The 22,195-nt window shown below is 69.5% G+C and carries 19 protein-coding genes; 9 read left to right on the forward strand and 10 right to left on the reverse strand.

Annotation, left to right across the window (positions count from 1 at the left end):
- Window positions 1–109 precede the first annotated feature (109 nt).
- Window positions 110–499, forward strand: coding sequence for an MmcQ/YjbR family DNA-binding protein (locus Y710_RS07260; RefSeq protein ID WP_045537061.1), 390 nt, complete (start codon window positions 110–112; stop codon window positions 497–499).
- Window positions 500–541: 42 nt separating this feature from the next.
- On the opposite strand, the gene Y710_RS07265 is transcribed toward Y710_RS07260, so the two are convergent.
- The 10 genes from Y710_RS07265 to Y710_RS07310 form a co-directional block, all read right to left on the reverse strand.
- The gene (locus Y710_RS07265) at window positions 542–1,579 is read right to left on the reverse strand and encodes a uroporphyrinogen decarboxylase/cobalamine-independent methonine synthase family protein (protein ID WP_045537059.1); all 1,038 of its coding nucleotides are present in this window, start codon (window positions 1,577–1,579) and stop codon (window positions 542–544) included.
- Complete coding sequence (mnmA, locus tag Y710_RS07270) at window positions 1,576–2,667, reverse strand: tRNA 2-thiouridine(34) synthase MnmA (RefSeq protein WP_045537057.1); 1,092 nt, start codon at window positions 2,665–2,667, stop codon at window positions 1,576–1,578. The genes Y710_RS07265 and mnmA overlap by 4 nt, the downstream gene beginning before the upstream one ends.
- Complete coding sequence (locus tag Y710_RS07275) at window positions 2,667–3,890, reverse strand: cysteine desulfurase family protein (protein WP_045537073.1); 1,224 nt, start codon at window positions 3,888–3,890, stop codon at window positions 2,667–2,669. Before Y710_RS07275 ends, mnmA begins: the two co-directional genes overlap by 1 nt.
- Before the next feature lie 40 nt (window positions 3,891–3,930).
- Window positions 3,931–5,301: an FAD-binding oxidoreductase gene (locus tag Y710_RS07280; RefSeq protein ID WP_062366973.1), complete on the reverse strand. Its 1,371-nt coding sequence runs from the start codon at window positions 5,299–5,301 to the stop codon at window positions 3,931–3,933.
- Window positions 5,302–5,357: 56 nt separating this feature from the next.
- Complete coding sequence (locus Y710_RS07285) at window positions 5,358–8,873, reverse strand: ATP-binding protein (protein ID WP_062366976.1); 3,516 nt, start codon at window positions 8,871–8,873, stop codon at window positions 5,358–5,360.
- Window positions 8,874–8,899: 26 nt separating this feature from the next.
- The gene (locus Y710_RS07290; protein WP_082781273.1) at window positions 8,900–10,348 is read right to left on the reverse strand and encodes an MFS transporter; all 1,449 of its coding nucleotides are present in this window, start codon (window positions 10,346–10,348) and stop codon (window positions 8,900–8,902) included.
- Window positions 10,349–10,474: 126 nt separating this feature from the next.
- Entirely contained in the window at window positions 10,475–11,272 is a 798-nt protein-coding gene (locus Y710_RS07295; RefSeq protein ID WP_231875697.1) for a lysophospholipid acyltransferase family protein, read from the reverse strand.
- A gap of 74 nt (window positions 11,273–11,346) precedes the next feature.
- Window positions 11,347–12,177: a GNAT family N-acetyltransferase gene (locus Y710_RS07300; RefSeq protein WP_062366982.1), complete on the reverse strand. Its 831-nt coding sequence runs from the start codon at window positions 12,175–12,177 to the stop codon at window positions 11,347–11,349.
- Window positions 12,178–12,342: 165 nt separating this feature from the next.
- On the reverse strand, window positions 12,343–13,296 hold the full coding sequence (locus Y710_RS07305) for an electron transfer flavoprotein subunit alpha/FixB family protein (protein WP_006895905.1): 954 nt from the start codon (window positions 13,294–13,296) through the stop codon (window positions 12,343–12,345).
- 51 nt (window positions 13,297–13,347) lie between these two features.
- Window positions 13,348–14,133 carry an electron transfer flavoprotein subunit beta/FixA family protein gene (locus tag Y710_RS07310; protein WP_045537049.1) on the reverse strand — a complete coding sequence of 262 codons (786 nt, stop codon included), beginning with the start codon at window positions 14,131–14,133 and terminating at the stop codon, window positions 13,348–13,350.
- Window positions 14,134–14,292: 159 nt separating this feature from the next.
- Between Y710_RS07310 and Y710_RS07315 the strand changes: the two genes are divergently transcribed.
- From Y710_RS07315 to Y710_RS07350, 8 genes are all read left to right on the forward strand, one after another.
- Entirely contained in the window at window positions 14,293–15,105 is an 813-nt protein-coding gene (locus tag Y710_RS07315) for a class I SAM-dependent methyltransferase (RefSeq protein ID WP_062367036.1), read from the forward strand.
- A gap of 22 nt (window positions 15,106–15,127) precedes the next feature.
- Window positions 15,128–16,690, forward strand: coding sequence for a 1,4-alpha-glucan branching protein domain-containing protein (locus Y710_RS07320; RefSeq protein WP_062366984.1), 1,563 nt, complete (start codon window positions 15,128–15,130; stop codon window positions 16,688–16,690).
- Window positions 16,690–17,937 carry a glycosyltransferase family 4 protein gene (locus Y710_RS07325; RefSeq protein ID WP_006895893.1) on the forward strand — a complete coding sequence of 416 codons (1,248 nt, stop codon included), beginning with the start codon at window positions 16,690–16,692 and terminating at the stop codon, window positions 17,935–17,937. Before Y710_RS07320 ends, Y710_RS07325 begins: the two co-directional genes overlap by 1 nt.
- Window positions 17,938–18,111: 174 nt before the next feature.
- Window positions 18,112–18,636, forward strand: a complete 525-nt coding sequence (locus Y710_RS07330; protein ID WP_006895892.1) for an alternate-type signal peptide domain-containing protein — start codon at window positions 18,112–18,114, stop codon at window positions 18,634–18,636.
- A 29-nt stretch (window positions 18,637–18,665) separates the two neighbouring features.
- Complete coding sequence (locus tag Y710_RS07335) at window positions 18,666–19,253, forward strand: hypothetical protein (protein ID WP_062366986.1); 588 nt, start codon at window positions 18,666–18,668, stop codon at window positions 19,251–19,253.
- Complete coding sequence (locus Y710_RS07340) at window positions 19,250–19,984, forward strand: signal peptidase I (RefSeq protein WP_062366988.1); 735 nt, start codon at window positions 19,250–19,252, stop codon at window positions 19,982–19,984. Before Y710_RS07335 ends, Y710_RS07340 begins: the two co-directional genes overlap by 4 nt.
- Window positions 19,981–20,592, forward strand: a complete 612-nt coding sequence (locus Y710_RS07345; protein WP_006895889.1) for a hypothetical protein — start codon at window positions 19,981–19,983, stop codon at window positions 20,590–20,592. The genes Y710_RS07340 and Y710_RS07345 overlap by 4 nt, the downstream gene beginning before the upstream one ends.
- Before the next feature lie 4 nt (window positions 20,593–20,596).
- Window positions 20,597–22,183 carry a S24/S26 family peptidase gene (locus Y710_RS07350; protein ID WP_062366990.1) on the forward strand — a complete coding sequence of 529 codons (1,587 nt, stop codon included), beginning with the start codon at window positions 20,597–20,599 and terminating at the stop codon, window positions 22,181–22,183.
- The last annotated feature ends 12 nt before the right edge of the window (window positions 22,184–22,195 follow it).

A 22,195-nucleotide genomic window follows, 5' to 3' on the forward strand; every position in this document is an offset into this window, starting at 1 on the left:
TGCGGCCGATCCCGCCGTGTCTGTCCCCTCGCCCTCACTCACGCGTTCAGGTTAACCGAGCCGTGCGACATGCCCGCGTCCGACGAACGCCGACACTACGCTTACCGGCATGCCGCACCCCATCATGTTCTCCGACGACGATCCGATCCTGCGACGCCTCCGGACCGTGGCGCTGGCACTCCCGGAAGCCACCGAGAAGGTTGCGCACGGCCGTCCGACCTTTCGCTGCGGCAAGATGTTCGCCATGTACGGCGGCGGTGAGAAGGGCTCCAAGATCCGCCGCGACACCGCGCTCCTGTTCATCCCCGACCCGCTCGAGCGAGAGGCTCTCATCCAGGACGCCCGCTTCTTCGTCCCCGCGTACGTCGGCGCCTACGGATGGCTCGGCATCGACCTGACCGCCGACTCGGACTGGGACGAGGTGGCCGAACTGCTCGACGCCAGCTTCCGGCAGGTGGCGCCCAAGCGCGCGGTCGCGCAGTTGGAGAGCGACGTCTGAGACGTCCGGAACGGGCGCCGATCGGCCGGGGCCGCGGCGACGCTACGAGGAGCGGTAGTCCGGATCCGCGGCCAGTCCCGCGGCGATCTCCGACGACAGCGACAGGGCCCGCGTCGCCCACGATCCCGTGGCCCCCGCGAGGCCGCATACGGGTGTGACCAGAATGTTGTCGCGCAAGACCCGACGCGGCAGGCCGATCCGGTCGATCAGTTCGGTGAGACGACCGGCGAGCGTCTCGGCGTCGACCGGGGTCTCCGGCTCGGTGGCCGGAACCAGCCCCGCAGCGAGCACTCCGTCGCTGTCGACGAAGGCTCCGAGCCGGTCGTAGTCGGCGTCCGGTCGCAGTCTCGTCAGATCGATCGACAGCGCGACCCGCTCGAGTCGATCGGTCAGGTCCCACCGCGGGCGTCCACACGAATGCAGAAGAACGGGCACGTCGAGGCCGTCGACGACGCCCTGCATCAACTCGGCGGCGTCGGGCGCCGGGATCGGCCGAATCGGGTCGAGGCGGGTCAGCGGGGTGACGGTGCCATCGATCACCCGCCCCACGTCGGGTTCGTCGAGCTGCACCAGCACCTTCGCGCCGAGCCGTCGCGTCACCTCGGCGACGTGCCCGCGCAGTCCCTCGGTCAGCGACGCCGCGATGTCACGAACCGCACCGCGGTCCTTGACGATCTTGTGGCCTCCGCGCAGCTCGGCGTTCGCGGCGAAGGTCAGCGGCCCGCACGCCTGCACCTTCACGGTTCGTCCGGAGCCGACGAGCCCGGAGGCTTCCCAATGCTCCTCGAGAGCATCGAGGTCCCAGCGCAGCCAGTCCCGCGCGCGCCGCGTGGTGGTGTTGGGGTGATCGGTGAGCCGGTAGGCGTGATGCACCATGTCGAGCGGCAGGTCGACGAGCAACGCGCCGGTCCGGCCGATCATGTCGGCTCCCACTCCTCGCGCGGGGAGTTCGGGAAGGAACGGCAGATCGAGTTCGCCGCTCGCGATGCGCACCGCCTCGGACGGATCGGTGCCGGGCATGGAGCCGACGCCGGTGCCGACTCCGGCCGGCAGCCCCGTCCCGGCCGCCTGCGCTGTCACTCCGAGCCGGTGATCCGGCCGCAGCCGATCACCAGGTCGCCTTCGACCTCGTCCGGAGCGTAGAGCACGGCCGCCTGCCCACGCGCCACACCGCGAAGCGGCTCGCGCAGATCGATCCGGATGCCGGGGCCGTCGGGGCCCTCGACCGGCGTCGCGACTGCGGGCGCGAGTCCGCCGTGCGCGCGCACCTGCACCACGCACTCCACCGGGCCGTCCGGGGTGCGGCCGGAGGTCCACACCGTCTTACCCGCGGTGATCGCGGTGACCTCGAGATCGGCCGCGGCGCCCACCGTCACCGTCCCGCTCTCCGGATCGATCCCCGTCACGTAGCGCGGACGACCGTCGGCGGCGGGCGTCTCGATCCCGAGGCCCTTGCGCTGACCGATGGTGAATCCGTGGACGCCGTCGTGCTCGGCCAGCCTCTCGCCCGTCGCCGAGTCGACAACGGCCCCGGGCCGCACGCCGATCCGCGCGCCGAGGAAGGCTCGCGTGTCGCCACTCGGAATGAAGCAGATGTCGTGGGAGTCGGGCTTATCGGCGACCGCGAGCCCGCGGCGTTCGGCCTCCTCCCGGATCTGCGGCTTCGGGGTGTCACCGACCGGGAACATGGCACGCGAGAGCTGCTCGTGGTCCAGGACGGCCAGCACGTACGACTGATCCTTGTCGGCGTCGACGGCACGGCGCAGTTCGCCGTCGGCCAACCGTGCGTAGTGCCCGGTGGCGAGCGCGTCGAAGCCCAGCGCGACCGCGCGTTCGGCCAAGGCCGCGAACTTGATCTTCTCGTTGCACGACAGGCAGGGGTTCGGCGTCTCACCGGCCGCGTACGAGGCGACGAACTCGTCGATCACATCTTCTTTGAAACGGTCGGCGAAGTCCCACACGTAGAACGGGATGCCGAGCAGGTCGGCCGCGCGCCGGGCGTCGTCGGCGTCCTCGCGCGAACAGCAGCCGCGCGAACCAGTGCGCAGGGCACCGGGCGCCGTCGACAACGCCAGATGGACTCCGACCACCTCATGACCGGCGTCCACCGCACGCGCAGCGGCGACCGCCGAGTCGACCCCTCCGCTCATCGCTGCGAGTACCCGCATCAGCTCTCACCTCCAGCCCGCGCTCCGACCGCCGACAGCAGTCCGGCGGCCCGGGCACGATCGACCACCTCGCCGATCACCTCGCCGACCAGGTCGACGTCGTCCTCCGTATTGCCGGTTCCCAGCGAGAACCGGAGCGATCCGCGGGCGGTCGCAGTGTCGAAACCCATCGCCAGCAGCACGTGGCTGGCCGCCGCGACACCCGCGGTGCAGGCCGATCCGGTGGAGCACTCCACTCCCTTCGCGTCGAGGAGCATGAGCAGCGAATCACCCTCGCACCCGTCGATGGACACGTGCAGCACGCCCGGCAGCGCGAGGTCGGGCTCGATGGGCAGCGCACCGTTGATCCGCACACCGTCGACGGCGCCCAGCACTCCCGCGAGCCGGTCGCGCAAGGCGGCGACGCGCCGGGAATCGGTGTCGCATCCAGCGACCGCCGTCCGCAGGGCCGCCGCCATTCCCGCGGCCGACGCGACATCCGGGGTCCCCGACCGGAGGTCACGCTCGTGACCGCCGCCGTGGAGCAGCGGCACGCAGGCCACGTCACGGCCGATCACCAGCACTCCGGTCCCCTGCGGACCGCCGAACTTGTGTGCCGCGGAAGTCATCGCCGACAACCCGCTCGCCGCGAAGTCGACCGGCAGGTGGCCGACGGCGGCTACGGCGTCCGAGTGGACCGGAACCCCGGCCTCGGCGCCGAGCCGGGCGATCTCGGCGATCGGCTGCACCGTCCCGACCTCGTTGTTGGCCCACATCACCGAGATCAGCGCCACCTCGCCGGCGTGCTCCTCGAGTGCCGCACGCACCGAGTCGGGACTGACGAACCCGTGACCGTCGACCGGCAGCACGACGAGTTCGGCGCCGGCCTCGTCGGCGAGCCACTGCGCCGGATCGAGAACCGCGTGGTGTTCGATCGCCGAGATGACGATCTTGCGGCGCCGAGGGTCTTCACGGCGGCGCGCCTCGAAGATCCCCTTCACCGCGAGATTGTCGGATTCGGTGCCGCCGCCGGTGAAGATCACCTCGGACGGACGGGCTCCCAGGTCGCGGGCGATCGACTCGCGCGATTCCTCCAGCATCCGTCGGGCCGCCCGGCCGGAGCCGTGCAGTGAGGAGGCGTTCCCCGGGTGTGCCCACGCGGCCGCCATCGCCGCGGCGGCTTCGGGTACTAGCGCGGTGGACGCGGCGTTGTCGAGGTAGACGGGAGGGTAGGGCAGCGACATGACGCGCTCCACGATAGTCGCACGTCGCACTGCCCGGAAATCACCGGGCCAGTTGTCCGACTCGGAGCACGCCGCGCGGATCGTATTGGCCGGCGAGCGCACGCAGCCAGGCGCGTGTCTGCTCGTCATAACAACGCGCCGTCACGCCGGCGTCGGAGGTCGCCGTGAAGTTCGGCAGCCGGTATCCGTCGGAGTACGCCGACATGGTCTCCACCAGTCCCGCGACCGCGACCGGAACCTGTTCCGCGATCGGCGGCGCCAGAATCCCGACCGTGTACAGATGCAGGGGCGCCGATCGGTGACAGAGTGCGCTGTCGACCTGCGGCGTCCGCGCGAACCGGCCGCCGAGCAGTCGCAGTTCCACCATGAGGAGAGGCGATTCGACGTCCGGTCCGGCGGAGGCCAGGATCGCGTCGACCGCTTCTTCGGGGAGTTCTCGCAGCAGGCAGCCGTCCTCAGCGACCGGCATCGGGTCTGCGGGATCGGCGTGGATCGCGCCGATCGCCGCGTAGGGCATCGTGCCGACCGCATCGAGCAGCGGGGGCGCGACCGCACGTATGGGCGCGAAAAGCCGCTGCGCCTCATCGCGCGAAGTCAACGCGGCGTAGCGGACGGCGACCGTCATGCGGCCGGCGAGCACCGGCGGCACCGTCGGCAGCTCTGGCAGTCGCAGCAGTGCCACGGAAGTGTTCGCCTCGACCGGCAGCGAGGCACTCCATGTCCGCCATTCGCGCAGAACCGCGGGTGCGTCGGCGCCGTCGAAGTACATCGCACCGGCGTACAGTTCCGGGATCGGCAGCAGATCGATCACCGCCTCGGTGACCAGACCGAGAGTCGCTTTGCCGCCCCGCAGCCCCCAGAACAACTCGGCGTTCTCATCGTGCGACGCCCGGACCACCCGTCCGGCACCGGTCACGACCTCGAACGAACGGACGTGGTCGCTGGAGGATCCGACAGTTCGCACCAGCGGACCGATGCCGCCGCCCGTCAGGAATCCGATCACGCCGACAGACGGTGCCGACCCGCACAGCGGGGCCAGACCGTGCGGTGCGGACTCGTCGAGGACCCGCTGCCACCGCACCCCGGCGCCGACGCGCGCGGTACGCCCTGCGGGATCGATCTCCAGGGTGTCGAGACCGCCGGTGCGTACAAGCAGCGAGCGCCCGTCGATGGGAATCGCGCCATGCCCGGTCGAGTGGACGGCGACAGTCATCCCGTTGTCTCCCGCGAACGTCATCACCGCGGCGATGTCCGCGGCGTCGGCAGCGTCGACGACCGCCCAGGGGCGGCGTGACACGGCGACGTTGAATCCGATCGTCTCGTACCCGTCGTCCGACGGCCGGTGCACCGCTCCGCGTACCCGCGTTCGTAGGTCGGCGATGTCGGCGCGATCGATGGCGTGTGAGGTCATGGCATGTCTCCCGGTTCACGGCGGCGCGGGGATCCGCACCTGTCCCGAACCGACTGTCACTCAGTGCGCTTGCATCCTTCTTGGACTGCCCTTGGCACACTCGTCCTACGCTCGGCGGCGTGCGCGACGTCGGCTACTGCCTGGAGGCCCAGCGCACGGGCCTGCGCGGCGATCGCCGCGATCTCCCTCGCACGGTCGGCCGAGTCAGGTGCCCGCAGAGCTTCGAAGAGGCGGCAGCGCAGCAGCCCGGGCCGGCTGTCCCCGGCGATCGAGAGCGCTCGTGCGCGACCCAGCGCCGCGTCCGCGGCCGCATCGTCACCGATCAGGTCGTAGAGGCCGGCGAGCGCCAGGTCGACGGGGCCGACGCAACCGACCTGACCGACCGTCGCGATATGCCCCGCGTAGGGGGCGAGCACATCGATGAACGCCCGCGCGTCGTCGACGAAGCGCTCCTCGACCACGAGATTCGCCAGCACCACGGCCTGCGCGAGCGACGTCCAGATCATCGGGCGGTCGTCCGCCCGCCAGAGATCGATCATCGACTGGACCAGCGCGGCGTCGCCGTGCTCGACGGCCACGGTCGCCACACCCGCGGCCAGCAGCGTCGATACCCGATTGTCGGGCGCCGCGGACATCACCGTCCGCACCCATTCCATGCGGTCCCCGCCGCCGGTGCCGAGCACCTCATCGACGACGTCGTCGAACACGCCCCGCTGATTCGCCGTCGCCATCAGCGCGAGCGCCCCGGAGCCCGCAACATACAGTTCCGTCTGCCGATGGACCGCGAGGGCGGTCCGGAAGTGCTCTTCGGCAAGCGCGAAGTCGCCGTGCCAGACCGCCAGCGCGGCCTCCATCCAGCGCAGTTGCGCGCGCAGGACCGGCAGTCGCATGCGCTCACTGCCTGCGATCGCCGCACGCAGACGAGCCTTCGTCTGCGGGATGTCGCCGAGCGTCATCGCGGCCATCGTCACGACCGAACCCGCGATCACCTCGTCGAGTTCGGCATCCGCGTGAGGCAGCGCGGTCAGGTCATCGGCCAGCGAGATCAGCTCGGCCGCGCGTCCGGAGACCCCGGAGTAGGTGATGAGGCGCGCGAGAATCGCGTCGGCCATCACATCGGGATCGCCGACCGCAGCGGCCACCTCGGCGGCTCGCTCCAGAAGCCCGGCAGGCACCGAGGCGTCCCGGTGATAGCAGTGTCCGATCGCGAGCGCTCCCAGCACTCGAACCAATGCTATGGAGTCGCCGTCGACGATGTCGACCGCTGCGGTGAGGACCTCGTGCAGCGACCCGGTCTCGGCGGTCGGCGAGATCCACGGCCAACCACCGCCCGCACGCAGTAGAACACCCGCGAGACGCCCTACCGTGACAGTGCTCCCGTCACGCATCGCCCGCACCAGCATGGCCTCGACCGTGTCCAGGACGAGCTGAGCCCGTCCGGCGCGGACCTGCGCGTGCAGCATGCCCGTAAGCAGCGCGTCCCGCTCGTCGACCGACGCTTCCGGACCCGCCAGTGTCTCGTGTGTCCGGAGCGCGCGGCTGAGCCAGTGCGCTGCGCTCTCCGAGTCCCAGCGGACCGCCGCATCGTGCGCCGCCTCCCGGCAGGCGGCGACCACGTCGGGCACCTCGGCCACCGGCAACGCGTCGAGCAGGTGCGCTGCGCGGCGGGCGCTCATCTCCGGGCCGCTCCGCGCCGCGAGCAGTTCGGCGGCCCGCAGATGGATCCGGCAACGGCGCAGCGGCGCGAACATCGTCTCGGCCTCGTCGCGCAGAAGTGCGTGGGCGAAGGTCAGTCCACCGCTGCTCGGCAAGGGGACGACGATCCGCTCGTCCGCGGCTTCGTCGAGACAGTCGGCGACCGCGTCGACGCTGCGGGAGGTCAGTTCCGACAACATCGCTATGTCGATCTCCTCGCCGATCACCGCGGCGTGGCCGATGACCTCGCGGACGGTCGGATCGAGTGTCGCCAGCCGGCGACCGAGCACCGATCTGACCGCCGCCGGGATCACGTCGCGGCGCTGTTCCTCCGGCAGCCGGGCATACTCGGTCACATACAGCGGATTGCCACCGGTCCGGGCCACCAGCTGGTCGAGTTCGGCGGCCGACAAATCGGTGTCCGCCACCGCCCGCACCAGCTCACCGACCGCCTCGCGCGACAGCTCCGGCACGTCGAGCAGTCGGCCGCCGGATCGTGCGACGGCCTCGCGGAGCGACTGCGCGGCGTCGGTCGCCTCCTCCTCCCGCAGTGTCAGGACGACGGTGACCGGCGCATCCCGAAGTACCGGCGCAAGGTAGCGGAGCAGTCCCAGCGACATCGCATCGGCCCACTGGACATCGTCCACGACGATCGTCAGCGGTTTCGTCGCGCTCTCGTGTTCGAGGAGGGCTTGCACGCGGTCGTAGACCTCGAAACGGGCCGCGTCGGCGTCGGCGCCGTCGGAGACCGTCAGCAGATCCGTGTCCGCGTTCAACGCGCGGCAGAGCTGGCGCAGGGGCCACCATGCCGGAACGCCCTCGGTGTCCGGGCAGCGCACCCACACAGCCCGATCCCCCGCCGCCTCGGCGAGGTGGACCGCCTCCTCGGCCAGACGAGTCTTGCCGATGCCGGCGGGTCCGGACAGGATCAGCCAGCGGGTGCCGGTGCCCGCCGTACGCAATTCGCGGAGCACGCGCACCGCATCCTCCCTCCCGACGAGCGGCGCCCCGATATCGCGGGCCACCTCGCCCGCGAGCTCTTGCGTCTCGACGGGCTGGACGGCTCGCGGTTCCGGGGACGACACCGGCCGGGCGCCGGTCCAGCGAGGAGTCAGCGGCCAGGCTGCCAGCTCGGGGTCGTGCCTGAGCACCGCACCCTGCAGCTCACGCAGTTCAGCGCTCGGGTCGAGGCCGAGTTCCACGTCGAGATCGCGGACATACGCCGCGTACGCTTCGAGAGCGCTCCCGGCCCGACCGTCGCGATACAGTGCGACCATCCGCAGCCAGACGCTCCGCTCCCGGAGCGGGTCCTGGCGGCACAACTCAGTCGCGGCGACGAGTGCGGTCGCCACATCGCCGTGCGCAAGGAGCGCCGCGATCTGAGCCTCGGTGGCCGCACGCCGCAGCTCGGTCGGCGCCGTCGACTCCACTTCGATCCAATCGCGGTCCTCGAACTCCTCCAGCAACGGCCCCCTCCAGAGCGCCAGAGCGGCTGTCGAGGCAGACAGCGCGGTCTCCCAGTCAAACGCGTCGACCGCATCGCGCGCCTCGCCGGCCAGTCGCCCGAACTCCAGCAGATCGAACCGATCCTGGCCCACCGCCAACCGGTAGCCGGGACTGACCCGCTCGATCGGAGACGCACCGGATGCGTCACGCAGCAGTCTGCGGAGATTCGAGATGTAAGCCTGCAGACTGGTCGCCACCGCCGCGGGCGGATCGTCTCCCCAGACCGCGTGCACCAGCCGATCGGTCGAAACGACGGCGCCACGGGCCAGCAGCAGCGCCGCGAGGACCGCGCGCTGCTTGGGCGACCCGGGGTCGACGGGCATGCCGTCACGCCGAACGACGAGTGGCCCCAGCACCCGGTACTCAAGCATCACAGCCCCAGCTCATCCCGTCGATTCTAGAATGCGACGCGCGGGCGGTCGTCGGCTTCGGCAGGCGTCGCATCCGATCGCGCCTGCCTGATCCACACTGCGGCCGCTGCCGCTCCCACGAGAGCCGTCCCACAGCTCACCCACAGTGCCAGCCGCAGACCGTCGACGAATTCCGCCGGGGATCCGCCCGCCAGGACGGACTGCGCGGGGAACAGGGCTCCCAGCGCAGCGACACCCAGTGCGATCCCGGACTGCCGAAAGGCGTCGTTGATTCCCGCGGCCAGTCCGGCATCGTCACCGTGGCTCTCACTGAGCACGACACCGCTCATCACCGGATTGAACACCCCGGCGCCGATGCACGCGACGACGAATCCGGGAACCATCACCAGACCGCTGCTGTGCACACCGCCGAGCGTCATCATCGCCATCCCGACCGCGACCGCCACCAGCGAGAGCGCGAGGGCCCGGCCGGGCGGAACAGAGGTCAGGAAACGGTCCGTGACACCGGCGACGGCCAGCATGACCACAGTTCCCGGCAGATACACGAGCCCGGCGCCGATCGGCGACATGCCGAGGACACCCTGCAAGTAGACAGTGACGTACACGAAGACCGCGAACATCGACGCCGAGATCGCGAAGACCGCGACCTGTGCGCCGGCGAATGAGCGATTCGCGAACATCGCCAGGGGCAGCATCGGCTGGTCTACTCTCCTTTCGACACTGATGAATCCTGCGAGAGCCGCTACCGCGACGGCGAAGGCGGCCACCGTCGCGCGATCGGTCCAGCCCCGCTCGTTCGCCTCGACGAGGCCGTAGGTGAGCGCGGCCAGTCCGATCACCACTGCGAGTTGTCCCCGGCGGTCGCCGCGTCGGGGCGCGCTGCTGCGCGACTCCGCGACGTGGCGCACCCCCGCCAGGATGACGAGGCCGACCGGCACGTTGATGAGAAAGATCGATCGCCAGGCGAGCAATTCGGTGAGGAGACCGCCGAGCAGCGGACCGACCGCGAACGACGCGCCGATGGTCGCGCCGTACACCGCGAGCGGCCGCGCCCGATCGGACCGCCGGGGAAACGCGCCGGCGAGCAGAGCGAGCGACGAGGCGAACAACAGCGCGGCGGCCAGCCCCTGCACCACCCTGGCGACGATCAGCATCGGCATGCCGACAGCGGCCGCACAGAGGATCGACGCCCCGGTGAATCCCACGGTGCCGAGGATGAACACCCGTCGTCGCCCGTAGCGGTCCGACCATGCACCGGCGCTGAGCACGATAGTCGCGAGTGCGAGCGTATAGCCGTCGACCACCCACTTGAGCGAGGCCATGCCGGCATCGAACTCGCGCGCCATCGCGGGAAGGGCGGTGTTCACCACGGCGATGTCGAGCATCAGCATCGCGGTGGCGGCGCAGACCACCGCGGTCGTCATCGTCTGGGAGAGGTCCCGGCCGCGCCGGGAAACTCGATCAATGTGTTCCATTAGTCCTGACCTCGTTCGTTGAGATTGACGAGAACAGGTTCCGGGGCGGTCCTTGGAAGCGCCTTGCCGCGCCCATGGCCCCGCGGTCACAGTGCGTCCGGCGATGCGGCTGCCGACCCGTCGGCGTCAGGCCGCGGTCGGCACCGGCGGCTGACCGGACAGATCCACATCCAGTTCCCGCATCGCCGAGACCGGCTCCGCCGGGAGAATCAGTCGCTGGGCCGCGGCCGCCAGACCGCGTCGATCCCCTGCAGGCATCTGCAGGTCGAAGATCGTGATCGTGACGGTGAGATGGCGCGATCGCACGATACGTGACAGCGTGCTCGCGACGGTGTCTTCGCCCAGGAATCCCGGCATGGTGGTCCGTGAACCGCGATCGGTGTACGAGAGTCGGACCGGCAGAATCGGGACGCCGGTATCGACGGCCGCCTGAAAGAACGCCGGACGGAATCGGCCGGACGCGGTTCCGCACCAGGTGGTGCCCTCGGGGAACACGGCCACACGGCGCCCGGCGTCGAGAATGCCGCCGACCCTGTCAATCATCGGCCGCAGCCGGCGCAGATCCCCGCGCCGATGCGCCAGTACTCCGAACAGGCGGGCGATCGGACCGAAGCCCGGCATCGCCAGCACCTCACTCTTCGCCACGAAACGCGCGGGCGCCACACATGCGATCGCGACGATGTCCAGATAAGAGATGTGGTTCGCGACGATCAGCGCGCCGCGCAACCGAGGCGCATGTGACGGACGGCGATCGTCGATCTCGAGCAGCACCCCCATCGAGCGCAGCGTCACTCGGGCGCCGGCGCGCCAGTACCGGTGCCGCAGCCCGCGCGGGCACGCCACGGTCAGCAGTCCGAAGAGCAGGATCGTCACGCCGACGACAGCGAACGACGTGAGCCGCACGCTCGCTCGCAGCCGGGACACCGGGGGCGTGTGCGTGTGTACGCAGTGCACACCGCACGGACTGACGGGCATCCACGGACTGGACTCCACGGCGCCTACTTCCCGTCGGCGCCGAGCCGGGTCATCGCACCCCGGAGACGGTCGGTGTACCGCTGGTCGCCGTTGTGGCGATCCAGGACGGTGAGGAAGTCACCGACGTCGAACACCTCGTCGAACGCCGGCTCCCCGCACACGCGGGCACCGAGGCGGACATAGCCGCGCAACAGTGCGGGCAGCCGGTTGACGGCGGGAGGCTCCAGATCGTCGAGCCTGGCTCCGTCGACCTCCACGTGCCGGTACGGGTACACCTGCCAGGGCGCCCGGTGCCTGTCGCGGGCGAGGTCGCGGATCCCGCGCAGTTCCCGACCGCGGCCGATCGCCGATTCCAGGGGCACCGATACGCAACCCATCAGATACCGGTAACCGCCCTCCTCGAGGTAGCTCAGGACGGCGGCCCACAGCATCGCCGTCACCGAACCGCTGCGGTGACCCGGATCGACCACCGCGCGGCCCATCTCGACCGTCTCGCCGCGGATCTCCGAGAGCTCTCCGAGATCGAATTCACCGGCCGAGTACCAGCCGCCGGCTGCGATCGCCCTGGGCGGCGGCAGCACCCGGGCGCACCCGACGAGTGCCCCGGTCGGCATGTGACGGACCAGCATGTGGTCGCAGAACTCGTCGAAAGCGTCGGCGTCGCGGCCCGAATCGGCGTCGCCGATGGCGTCGGAGTAGCCGGGCTCGCCGTTGAACACCTCGTATCGGAGTCGTTGCGCGTCGTCGATGTCGGAGGGGTTCTCGGAGATCAGGACCTGGTAGTCGGCCCCGGCGAGGACCGGTCGCGCGAGGATCGGAGACGGGAATCCGGTGGAGACGTCCGTTACTGTCATGCCTCGCAGTCAAGGCGCGTCGTTGAACGTCCCCGGCAATGCGACGTGACGTGTCCGGACACTGCGGGTGAACTCCTGTCGTGCTCGGCTCACGCGGAAATGCGGATCGCCCCGCCGCACGGGGTGCGGCGGGGCGATCTCGACGCTTACGCGAAGATCAGCGCATCACTTGCGCTTGTTGATCTCCTCGGTCAGCTGCGGGGCGACGTTGAACAGGTCGCCGACGATGCCGAAGTCGCTGATCTCGAAGATCGGGGCCTCTTCGTCCTTGTTGACGGCCACGATGGTCTTCGAGGTCTGCATGCCGGCACGGTGCTGGATCGCGCCCGAGATGCCGAGGGCGATGTACAGCTGCGGCGACACGGTCTTGCCGGTCTGACCCACCTGGAACTGGCCCGGGTAGTAGCCCGAGTCGACGGCGGCACGCGATGCGCCGACAGCGGCACCGAGCGAGTCGGCCAGTGCCTCGACCACCGAGAAGCTCTCGGCCGAACCGACACCGCGGCCACCGGAGACGACGATCGACGCCTCGGTGAGCTCGGGGCGGTCGCCGCCGACGTTCGGCGCGAAGCCGGTGATCTTCACACCGCCTTCCTGAGCCGGAACCTCGACCTCGACGACCTCGCCCGCACCGGCGGCCGGCGCGGCCTCGACGGCGCCGGGGCGCACCGAGATGACCGGGGTGTCTCCGCCGGCCTGCGCGTCGACGGTGAACGCGCCACCGAAGATCGAGTGCACGCCTGCGCCGCCCTCCTTGACCTCGATGACGTCGGTCAGCAGACCCGAGCCCAGACGCACGGCCAGACGGCCGGCGATCTCCTTGCCGTCCGCGGTGGCGGCGACGAGGACGCCTGCGGCGCCGTTCGCCTCGGCCAGCTGCGACAGCACGTCGACCTTGGGCGTGATGAGGTAGTTCGCGACGTCGTCCGACTCGGCGACGTAGATCTTCTCGGCGCCGGCCTCGGTGAGACCCGCGGTGACGCCGGCAGCCGAGCCCGGCTTGCCGACGACGACAGCGGACGGGGTGCCGAGGGCGCGCGCCGCGGTGATGAGCTCGCTGGTGACCTTCTTCAGCCCACCTTCGGCGTCCTGCTCAACGAGCACGAGTACTTCAGCCATGATTGTTCTCCTGAATGTCTATGGGTTCGCCAGATGAAGTGGTGGGCGCGATCAGATGATCTTCGACGCGACCAGGAACTCGGCGACCTTGACGCCACCGTCGCCCTCGTCCGTGACGCGCTCGCCGGCCGTCTTCTCGGCCTTCGGGGTGACGCCGGTGACGGTGCTGCCCGCGTTGGACAGACCGACGGTGTCGGCCTCGACGCCGATCTCCGCGAGGGTCACGACATTCACTTCCTTCTTCTTGGCGGCCATGATGCCCTTGAAGGACGGGAAGCGCGGCTCGTTGATCTTCTCGTTGACCGAGACGATCGCCGGCAGGGTGGCCTCGACGTTGAAGATGCCTTCGTCGGTCTCCCGCTCACCGCGCAGGGTCTCGCCGTCGATCTCCAGCTTGCGCAGGTGGGTCAGGTGCGGCAGCTCGAGGTACTCGGCGATCATCGCCGGCACAGCACCGCTGCGACCGTCGGTGGCCTCGTTGCCCGCGATGACCATCTCGACGCCCTCGATGGTGCCCAGCGCCGACGCCAGAACGTAGGCGGTCTGGACCGCGTCGCTGCCGTGCATCAGGTCGTCCTTGATGTGGATGGCCTTGTCCGCACCCATCGACAGAGCCTTGCGGATGGCGTCGGTGGCGCGCTCGGGACCGGCGCACAGCAGCGTCACCTCGCCGCCGTTGGCTTCCTTGATCTGCAGCGCCTCTTCCACAGCGCGCTCGTTGATCTCGTCGAGCACTGCGTCGGCGGCTTCCCGGTCGAGCGTGAAATCGCCATCGGCGAGCTTGCGCTCGGACCACGTGTCGGGAACCTGCTTGATCAGAACGACAATATTCGTCATGGGTCTACGTCGACCTCCTGCATCGGGTTCGGCAACTTACCGGCCGGTAAGGCCATGGTTCACTCATCACTTTAGCGGCTGGTACTCGGCGACGAGAACATGGCACCGATCACTTCCCGCATGCAGGCGCCCACCCGCACGGGTACTAAGGTCGTGGCGGTGACCGATTACCAGGCGACACCGCAGTCCGATCAGCTCGCGCTCACCGGTGAACGCACCGTACCCGGAATCGCCGCGGAGAACTACTGGTTCCGCAGGCACGAGGTGGCCTACGAGTACATCCTCGACCACTGCGCGGGCCGCGACGTCCTCGAAGCCGGATCGGGTGAGGGCTACGGCGCGTCGATGATCGCCGCGCGCGCGAAGTCGGTGACATGCGTCGACTACGACGAGCAGGCCGTCGAGCACACACGCCGCCGGTACCCCGAACTGGTCGTCCACCGGGGCAATCTGATCGACCTCCCGCTGACCGACGGATCGGTGGATGTGGTCGTCAACTTCCAGGTGATCGAACATCTGTGGGACCAGAGCGCCTTCGTCGCCGAGTGCCACCGCGTTCTCCGCCCGGGCGGGGTGCTCCTGATGAGCACCCCGAACCGCATCACCTTCTCCCCCGGCCGCGACACTCCGCTGAACCCGTTCCACACCCGGGAGCTCAGCGCGGCCGAACTGACCGAACTGCTGACCGGAGCGGCCGCGCCGAACGGGCCCGCCGACGCCGGCGCGGCGGCCTTCGACGTCCGGCAGATGCTCGGCGTCCACCACGGCCCGGCGCTGCGCGACCTCGACGCGAAATGGGGTGGATCGATCATCGACGCCCAGATCGACCGCGCACTCGCCGGAGACGAGTGGCCCGCCGACCTGGCCGCGGACGTCGCCGCGGTGGCGACCTCCGATTTCGACATCCTCTCCGCCGACGACGCCGACATCGACGCGAGTCTCGACCTGCTCGCCGTGGCCGTGCGCCGCTGACGACCCTCGATCTGGAGCCGTGATGAGCACGACCGCCGCTGCACCGCGCGCCGAGAAGGTACCCGGCCAGTTCACCCTGGTGCTGCATTCGCATCTGCCGTGGCTGGCCAATCACGGCCGCTGGCCGGTCGGCGAGGAATGGCTGTACCAGTCGTGGGCACACTGCTACCAGCCCGTCTTCGCCGCCCTGCGACGCCTCGCCGACGACGGATACACCGACCTGATCTCCTTGGGCATCACCCCGGTGCTGGCCGCGCAGCTCGACGACCCGCACTGCGCCACGTCGATGTACGAGTGGCTGGCCGACTGGCAGTTGCGCGCGATGGAGGCCGCGACCTCACCGGACGCCGACCGTCGTGCGATGGGCCACCGCGAGTTCCGTGCGGCCGCCGGAGCACTGGCCGATTTCGAGTCGCAGTGGCGGCACGGCGGCAGCCCGCAGATCCGTCCGCTCGTCTCCGCCGGGGTGATCGAACTGCTCGGCGGACCGCTCGCCCATCCCTTCCAGCCGCTGCTCGACCGACGACTCCGGCAGTTCTCCCTCCGGGAGGGTCTCGCCGACGCGCGGTTGCGCTGGGGCACGCAGCCGTCGGGCATCTGGGCGCCGGAGTGCGCGTACACGCCGGGCATGGAGCAGGAGTACGCCGCTGCCGGCGTAGGCCACTTCATGGTCGACGGCCCCACATTGCACGGCGACACGGCGCTCGGCCGCCCGGTGGGCGACTCCGACGTCGTCGCGTTCGGACGCGATCTGACCGTCAGCTACCGCGTGTGGTCGCCGAAGTCCGGCTACCCCGGGCACGCGAACTACCGCGACTTCCACACCTACGATCACCTGACCGGTTTCAAACCCGTTCGGGTCACCGGCAAGAACGTGCCGGGTGACGCCAAGAAGCCCTACTATCCGGCGCTCGTGAACCCCGTGATCGACAAGCACGTCGACGACTTCATCGACTGCGTGCGCTCACGGCTCATCGCCGAGTCGGACCGGATCGGCCGCCCCGCACACGTGGTCGCCGCCTTCGACACCGAGTTGTTCGGCCACTGGTGGTACGAGGGACCGGTGTGGCTCGAGCGGCTCATGCGCAGGCTGCCCGAGTCGGGCATCACGGTCGGATCGCTCGCCACCGCCCGGCGGAACGGATTCGTCGGCGACCCGGTCCGGATCGACGACTCGTCGTGGGGCTCGGGCAAGGACTGGCGCGTCTGGGAGGGTCCGCAGGTGCAGCACCTGGTGCGGCTCAACGAGGAGGTCACCGCGACCGCGCTCGATTCCCTCGACAAGCGGCTCGACGGCGGTCACGGGATTCCGGACGTGCGGGACGAGGTAGCCGACCAGATTCTGCGCGAGACGCTGCTGACGGTGCAGTCCGACTGGCCGTTCATGATCTCGAAGGACACCGCCGCCGGCTACGCCCAGGACCGCGCGTACAAGCATGCGCACGCCACGCGAGAGATCTGCGAGGCCTCCGATGCGGGCAAGGAGCAGCGGGCCGCCGGGCTGGCCGCCGGGTGGCGCCGCGCCGACAATCTGTTCGGCGCACTCGACGCCCGCCGTCTGCCGAGCCGCGAAGGCGGGTTCTGATGCGTGTGCTGATCGTCTCCTGGGAGTACCCGCCAGTGGTGGTCGGGGGCCTCGGCCGCCACGTCCACCATCTCACCGAGGCCGTCGCCGGCCTGGGCCACGAGGTGACGGTGCTGACCCGCCGGCCGTCGGGCACCGACGCCCGGACCCATCCCACCACCGACACCGTCGTGAACGGCGTCCGTGTGATCGCGGTGGCCGAAGACCCGCCGGCGTTCGATTTCGGCGCCGACATGATGGCGTGGACGCTGGCGATGGGCCACGGGTTCGTCCGCGCCGGCCTGCGCCTCCTGCGTGACGGCCCGCCGCCGGACGTGGTGCATGCGCACGACTGGCTGGTGGCCCACCCCGCGGTTGCGCTGGCCGAGTACTTCGACGTTCCGCTGGTCTCGACTCTTCACGCCACCGAAGCCGGGCGGCACAGCGGATGGGTGGCCGGCCACATCAACCGGCAGGTTCACTCGGTCGAATGGTGGCTGGCCAATGCCTCCGACGCGCTGATCACCTGTTCGGCGTCCATGCGCGAGGAGGTGGCGACTCTCTTCGGCCCCGACCTGGCGCCGATCACCGTGATCCACAACGGAATCGACGTCGGCACCTGGCGGTTCGTGGATCGACGCCCGCGCAGCGGTCCGCCCGAGTTGCTCTTCGCCGGTCGGCTCGAGTTCGAGAAGGGCGTGCAGGATCTGCTCGAGGCACTCCCGGTGATCCGGCGGGCGCACCCCGGCACGCACCTCACGGTTGCGGGCGACGGCACCCAGATCGGCTGGCTGCGTCAGCTGGCCCTCGAACATCAGGTGACGGCCGCGGTCGACTTCGTCGGACGGCAGGACCACGACGGCCTGCTGAAACTGATGCACCGCTGCGACGCGATCGTCCTGCCGAGCCGTTACGAACCGTTCGGCATCGTCGCCCTCGAGGCAGCCGCCACCGGCATCCCGTTGATCACGTCCACGGCGGGCGGGCTCGGCGAAGCGGTGACCGACGGCGAGACGGGCTGGACCTTCGACCCCTTCGATCCGGAGGGACTCGCCGTCGCCGTCTGCGAGGCCCTGGACGACCCGGCGGCGACGCAGCAGCGCGCCCGTCGCGCCCGTACCCGGCTGGGCGAGGAATTCACCTGGCAGTCGATCGCCAAGCGCACCGCATCGGTGTACGCGGCTGCGCGCCGACGCCCGCCGCGTGACCTCGGCCGTCCGGACATTCCGATGCGCCCGATGCCCGATCGAGACCCGTCGCAGCCCTGATCGAGGCCTTTCGGCCCATGCGCCTGTGGACGACATGCCCGATGCGCATAACGGTTCGATTACAGAAGGTAACGGCCTATTCGGACGTCTGCGATTACTTGGTCAGTGGCACAACGTCACGAATTTCGAGTTCGGTGGCGTCGACGATGACCACCGCGACCAGAGGTAAGAGATATGAACCGTAAGACCAAAGGTGCACTGGCCGTCGGCGCGGGGGCGATCCTCCTGCTCGGCGGAGTCGGATCGTACGCACTGTGGAACGACACCGAGGACATCGTCGGCGGCAACATCACGACCGGCGACTTCGGGCTCGACTGCGGCACCGGCGGCACCTGGACCGACGTCTCGCCGACCATGATCGGCGGCAGCGCGATCAATCCCCTCGAAGACCTGATGGTTCCCGGCGACGTCTGGAAGTACTCCGGTGACTGCACTGTCACGGCGACCGGTAAGAACATGAAGGCCACGCTCGGCGTGAACCTCGGCACCACCAACGTGCCGTCTGACAACTTCGTCGTGACCACCTCGGTCAACGGCACCGACACCACCACCACGCCGATCGACGTCACGAACGGGCAGGAGCTCCCCGTGACCGTCCAGGTCGAGTTCAAGGAATCGACACCGGGTACCGAGGACACCAACGCCTCGGTGCAGGTCAGCAATATGAAGATCACACTCAACCAGGTCCGGCCGTCCTGACGGAGAATCGCTGAGCTAAACCCCGGACCGTGACCCAGCGCAGACTGCTGCTCGGAGCCCTCGGAGTCCTGGTGGTGTCACTGATCTTCGGATCGGTGTACACCACCGGGGCTCTGTGGGCCGATGAGGAGACTCGGAATCCAGGCACCATCGAGACGGGCACCATCGGCCTCGATGCACATGGCGACGGAGCGTCGTCCCACACCTTCCCCGCACTGCAGGGGACGAACATCGCGGTCGGCAACTTCACGCAGGCGCCGCTGAAGATCAAGAACACCGGTTCCACGCGGATCAAGTTCCTGCTCGCGAGCGCCGGGCCGTCGATCACGTCCTCCGGTTCGGCGGTCACGGTACGGCTGTCGGGTTCGGTCGGTGGCTGCCCCGGCGGCACGGGGGATCTGAGCGGGGCCTTTCCCGCCACCGACACCACGGGTCCGCACACGGCGATCGCGCTGACGTCCCCGTCGTCATCGGATTGGAAGGTGCTCGACGTCGGCGCCGAGACCACCTGGTGCGTGCAGGCCCAGCTGAAGTCCGTCACCGGCACCCAGCCCGCCCAGTATCAGATCAACTTCGACTTCTCCGTCGGACAGCTGCGGCCGGGACAGAACCCGTGACCGGCGACGAATCGGCTCGGACCGAGACCGGCGGCTCGGCGGAGGTGGAGCGCACACCGCGTCAGCGAGCACTGCACATTCTGTGGCAGACGGTCAGCTGGATTCTTCTCATCGCGGCATTCGCCGTGCTGTTCACGACCATCGTGATACCGAAGGTCGCCGGGGCGCGGCCGTACTCCGTACTCACCGGGTCCATGCGGCCGGATTATCCGCCGGGAACGCTGATCGTGGTGAAGCCGCGTCCGTTCTCGTCGATCGAGGTCGGCGATGTGGTCACCTATCAGGTGAAGTCGGGACAGCCCGGTGTGGTGACCCACCGAGTGGTCGGATTCGACAAGTCGCCGTCCGGTCAGCCGCGGCTGATCACCAAGGGCGACGCCAACAGCGCCGTCGACCCACCGGTCCGGCCGGTGCAGGTCCGCGGAGTGCTCTGGTACTCGGTTCCGCTTCTGGGCTATGTCAACACCTGGTTCAGCGGCGCCAAACGCACCCTGACGGTGTTCGTCCTCGCCGGACTGCTCTTCGCTTACGGCGCGTGGCAGTTCTACACCGACTGGAGACAGGAGCGCCGTGACAAAGCCGCCGCCGAAGCGGCCGCGGGGCCGGCGGACGACACTCCGACCGAGACGTTCGCCGCCGTGCACAGCGACGCGCAGACCCAGCCGATCGCCGACGCCAGTGCCGACGATCCCCTTCCCGAGCGACCTTCCTCGAAGGAGCCAGAATCGTGAGACCCGGATGGAAGACGGCGGTCACCTCGAAGAGGGTCCGCGCGCTGCTCGCGTGCGGCGTGCTCCTGGGTACCGGCGCGATAGGTACCTCGGCGCTGTGGTCCACCACCTCCCAGACACTGTCGGGAACGTTCACGACCGGGGTCCTCAAGATCGAGGCGAACGGGTCACACACCGCGACCCTCACCTTCCCGGGAACACTGCTCCCGGCCTACACGACTGCTGCAATGGTGGACGTCCAGAATGTCGGCTCGGTCGCGCTCACGTACGTCCCCTCGGTGCAGGCGACCGGCACTTCCGGCACACCGCCCACCGACGTCGGCCGGTGGACGACACTGAAATCAACAGTCGTCGCCGCGAACGCCACCGTCGGCAGCACGTCGACCGGCACGGTGTGTCCGTCGGGATCGGCCACCCTCGTCTCGGCACAGAACGTCTCCACGGCGAAGACTGAATTCACTGGCGTACCCCCGCGGCCGTTGGCGGTCGGCAGCAGCGAGCGGCTGTGCATGCAGCTCACACTCCGGACCGACACGCCGGCGCAGTACGCGGGCCTCAACCTCGGGTCTGCAGGCAGCGTCGTCTTCTTCTTCGATGCGACGGGATAGCCACGTGAACGACGACGCCCCCACTCAACCGATAACCGCCACGCCGACCAGGCCGGCCGGGCCTCGGCGCCTCGCCGATCGCGCGCTCACCGTGGGCGCGGTTCTCGGTGCACTCTGCCTCCTCGCCACGGTCGTGGCCCTGATCTTCGGTATCCGGCCGCTGATCTTCGAGACCGGATCGATGGCGCCGACCATTCCCGTGGGATCCCTCGGCATCTCGAAGACCATCGACGCGAACCGCCTCGAGCCCGGAGACGTCGCCACGGTCGTGCGCGACGACGGCACACGCGTCACCCATCGCGTAGTATCCGTCGACGCGAAGTCCTCGGCGTCCGCTGAACTGACGATGCAGGGCGATGCGAACTCTGCGCCCGACCCGAACCGGTACATCGTCGCCGACGCACGGCGCGTTCTCTTCACTGTGCCGATCCTCGGGTACGTCGCATCGTGGCTCGCCAACCCGCTCACCCTCACCCTCCAGGCCCTCGCGGTAGCCGCCCTGCTGGCTATCGCATTCGCACCCGCGCGGGGGTGGCGGAACACGAAGATCGCTCATCGGCTGCTCGCCGGCACCGCGGCGGTGACCGTCATCGCCGTCGCAGCCTCCGGCATACACGGTTCCGGGCCGGCTCGAGCCGCGCAGTCAGACCAGGCGACCGCAACCGGCGCGCTGGCCACCGGGTGGGAGGCCGACCCCATCTCTCTGGCCTGTACCGCCTCGAATCCTGGATTCGGACTCTCGAAATCGGTGCAATTCAGCTGGCCCAACGTGGCACAGCCGGACCCGAACCGGAAATTCGTCCTGTCGGTGACGAAAGGCTCGTCCACCGAGGCTGACACTTTCCTGACCAGTGCTTACCCCGCGAACTCGACCATCACCAAGGACATCACAGGGGGCAGCTTCTGGACTTGGCTCTGGGACCTGCTCTTCGGCGGCGGCGACACCGTTCTAACCATTTCCCTGCGGGCCTACGATTACCTTTTCCCGTCGCAGCGGACACTGACCGTCCAAGTCCAGTTCCACGCCGCGCGACTTCTCCCACCGGCACTGCCCTACTTCGAGTGTCTCTCGCCGTCATCCGTCTCGCGGGCCGCACCCACGGCGAGCCCGAGCGGTTCCGCGACCGCTTCGACCTCCGCAGCCCCGTCGAGCTCCGCGGCCCCCTCCACGTCTGAGTCCCCGTCGACCGCTCCAGGGTCGTCGGAGTCGAAGCCGGCGCAGCCGTCCACCACCGACAGTCCGAGCGCCACCCCCGAACTTCCGCCGGGCGGAACGCTCACCTCGTCCGGACAGTTCGCGTTCTACGACGACGGCGGCGCGGTGACGATCCGGGACGCGACCTCGACCGAGGTCGTCTACCGGGGCAGCTTCCCGTCGTCGAGTTCGGTGCGCTGGCTGCCGCAGAGTGAGCGGCTGGAGATCACCGAACCCGACGGCACCGTCGTCGTGGTGAGCCGCTCGGGCGGGGTCTGGAGTGAGGCGCGCACGCCGCCGCCGACCACCGCTGCGCCCAACGCTCCGTCCGCGGAGGCCCCGGCCGCCCAGCCGGAGACCTCCGTCGAACCGGTTCCGGTGGCTCCGGCCGGCTGACCTCCGGCGGCT

The organism is Gordonia sp. QH-12, assembly GCF_001578675.1.
Classification (GTDB): domain Bacteria; phylum Actinomycetota; class Actinomycetes; order Mycobacteriales; family Mycobacteriaceae; genus Gordonia; species Gordonia sihwensis.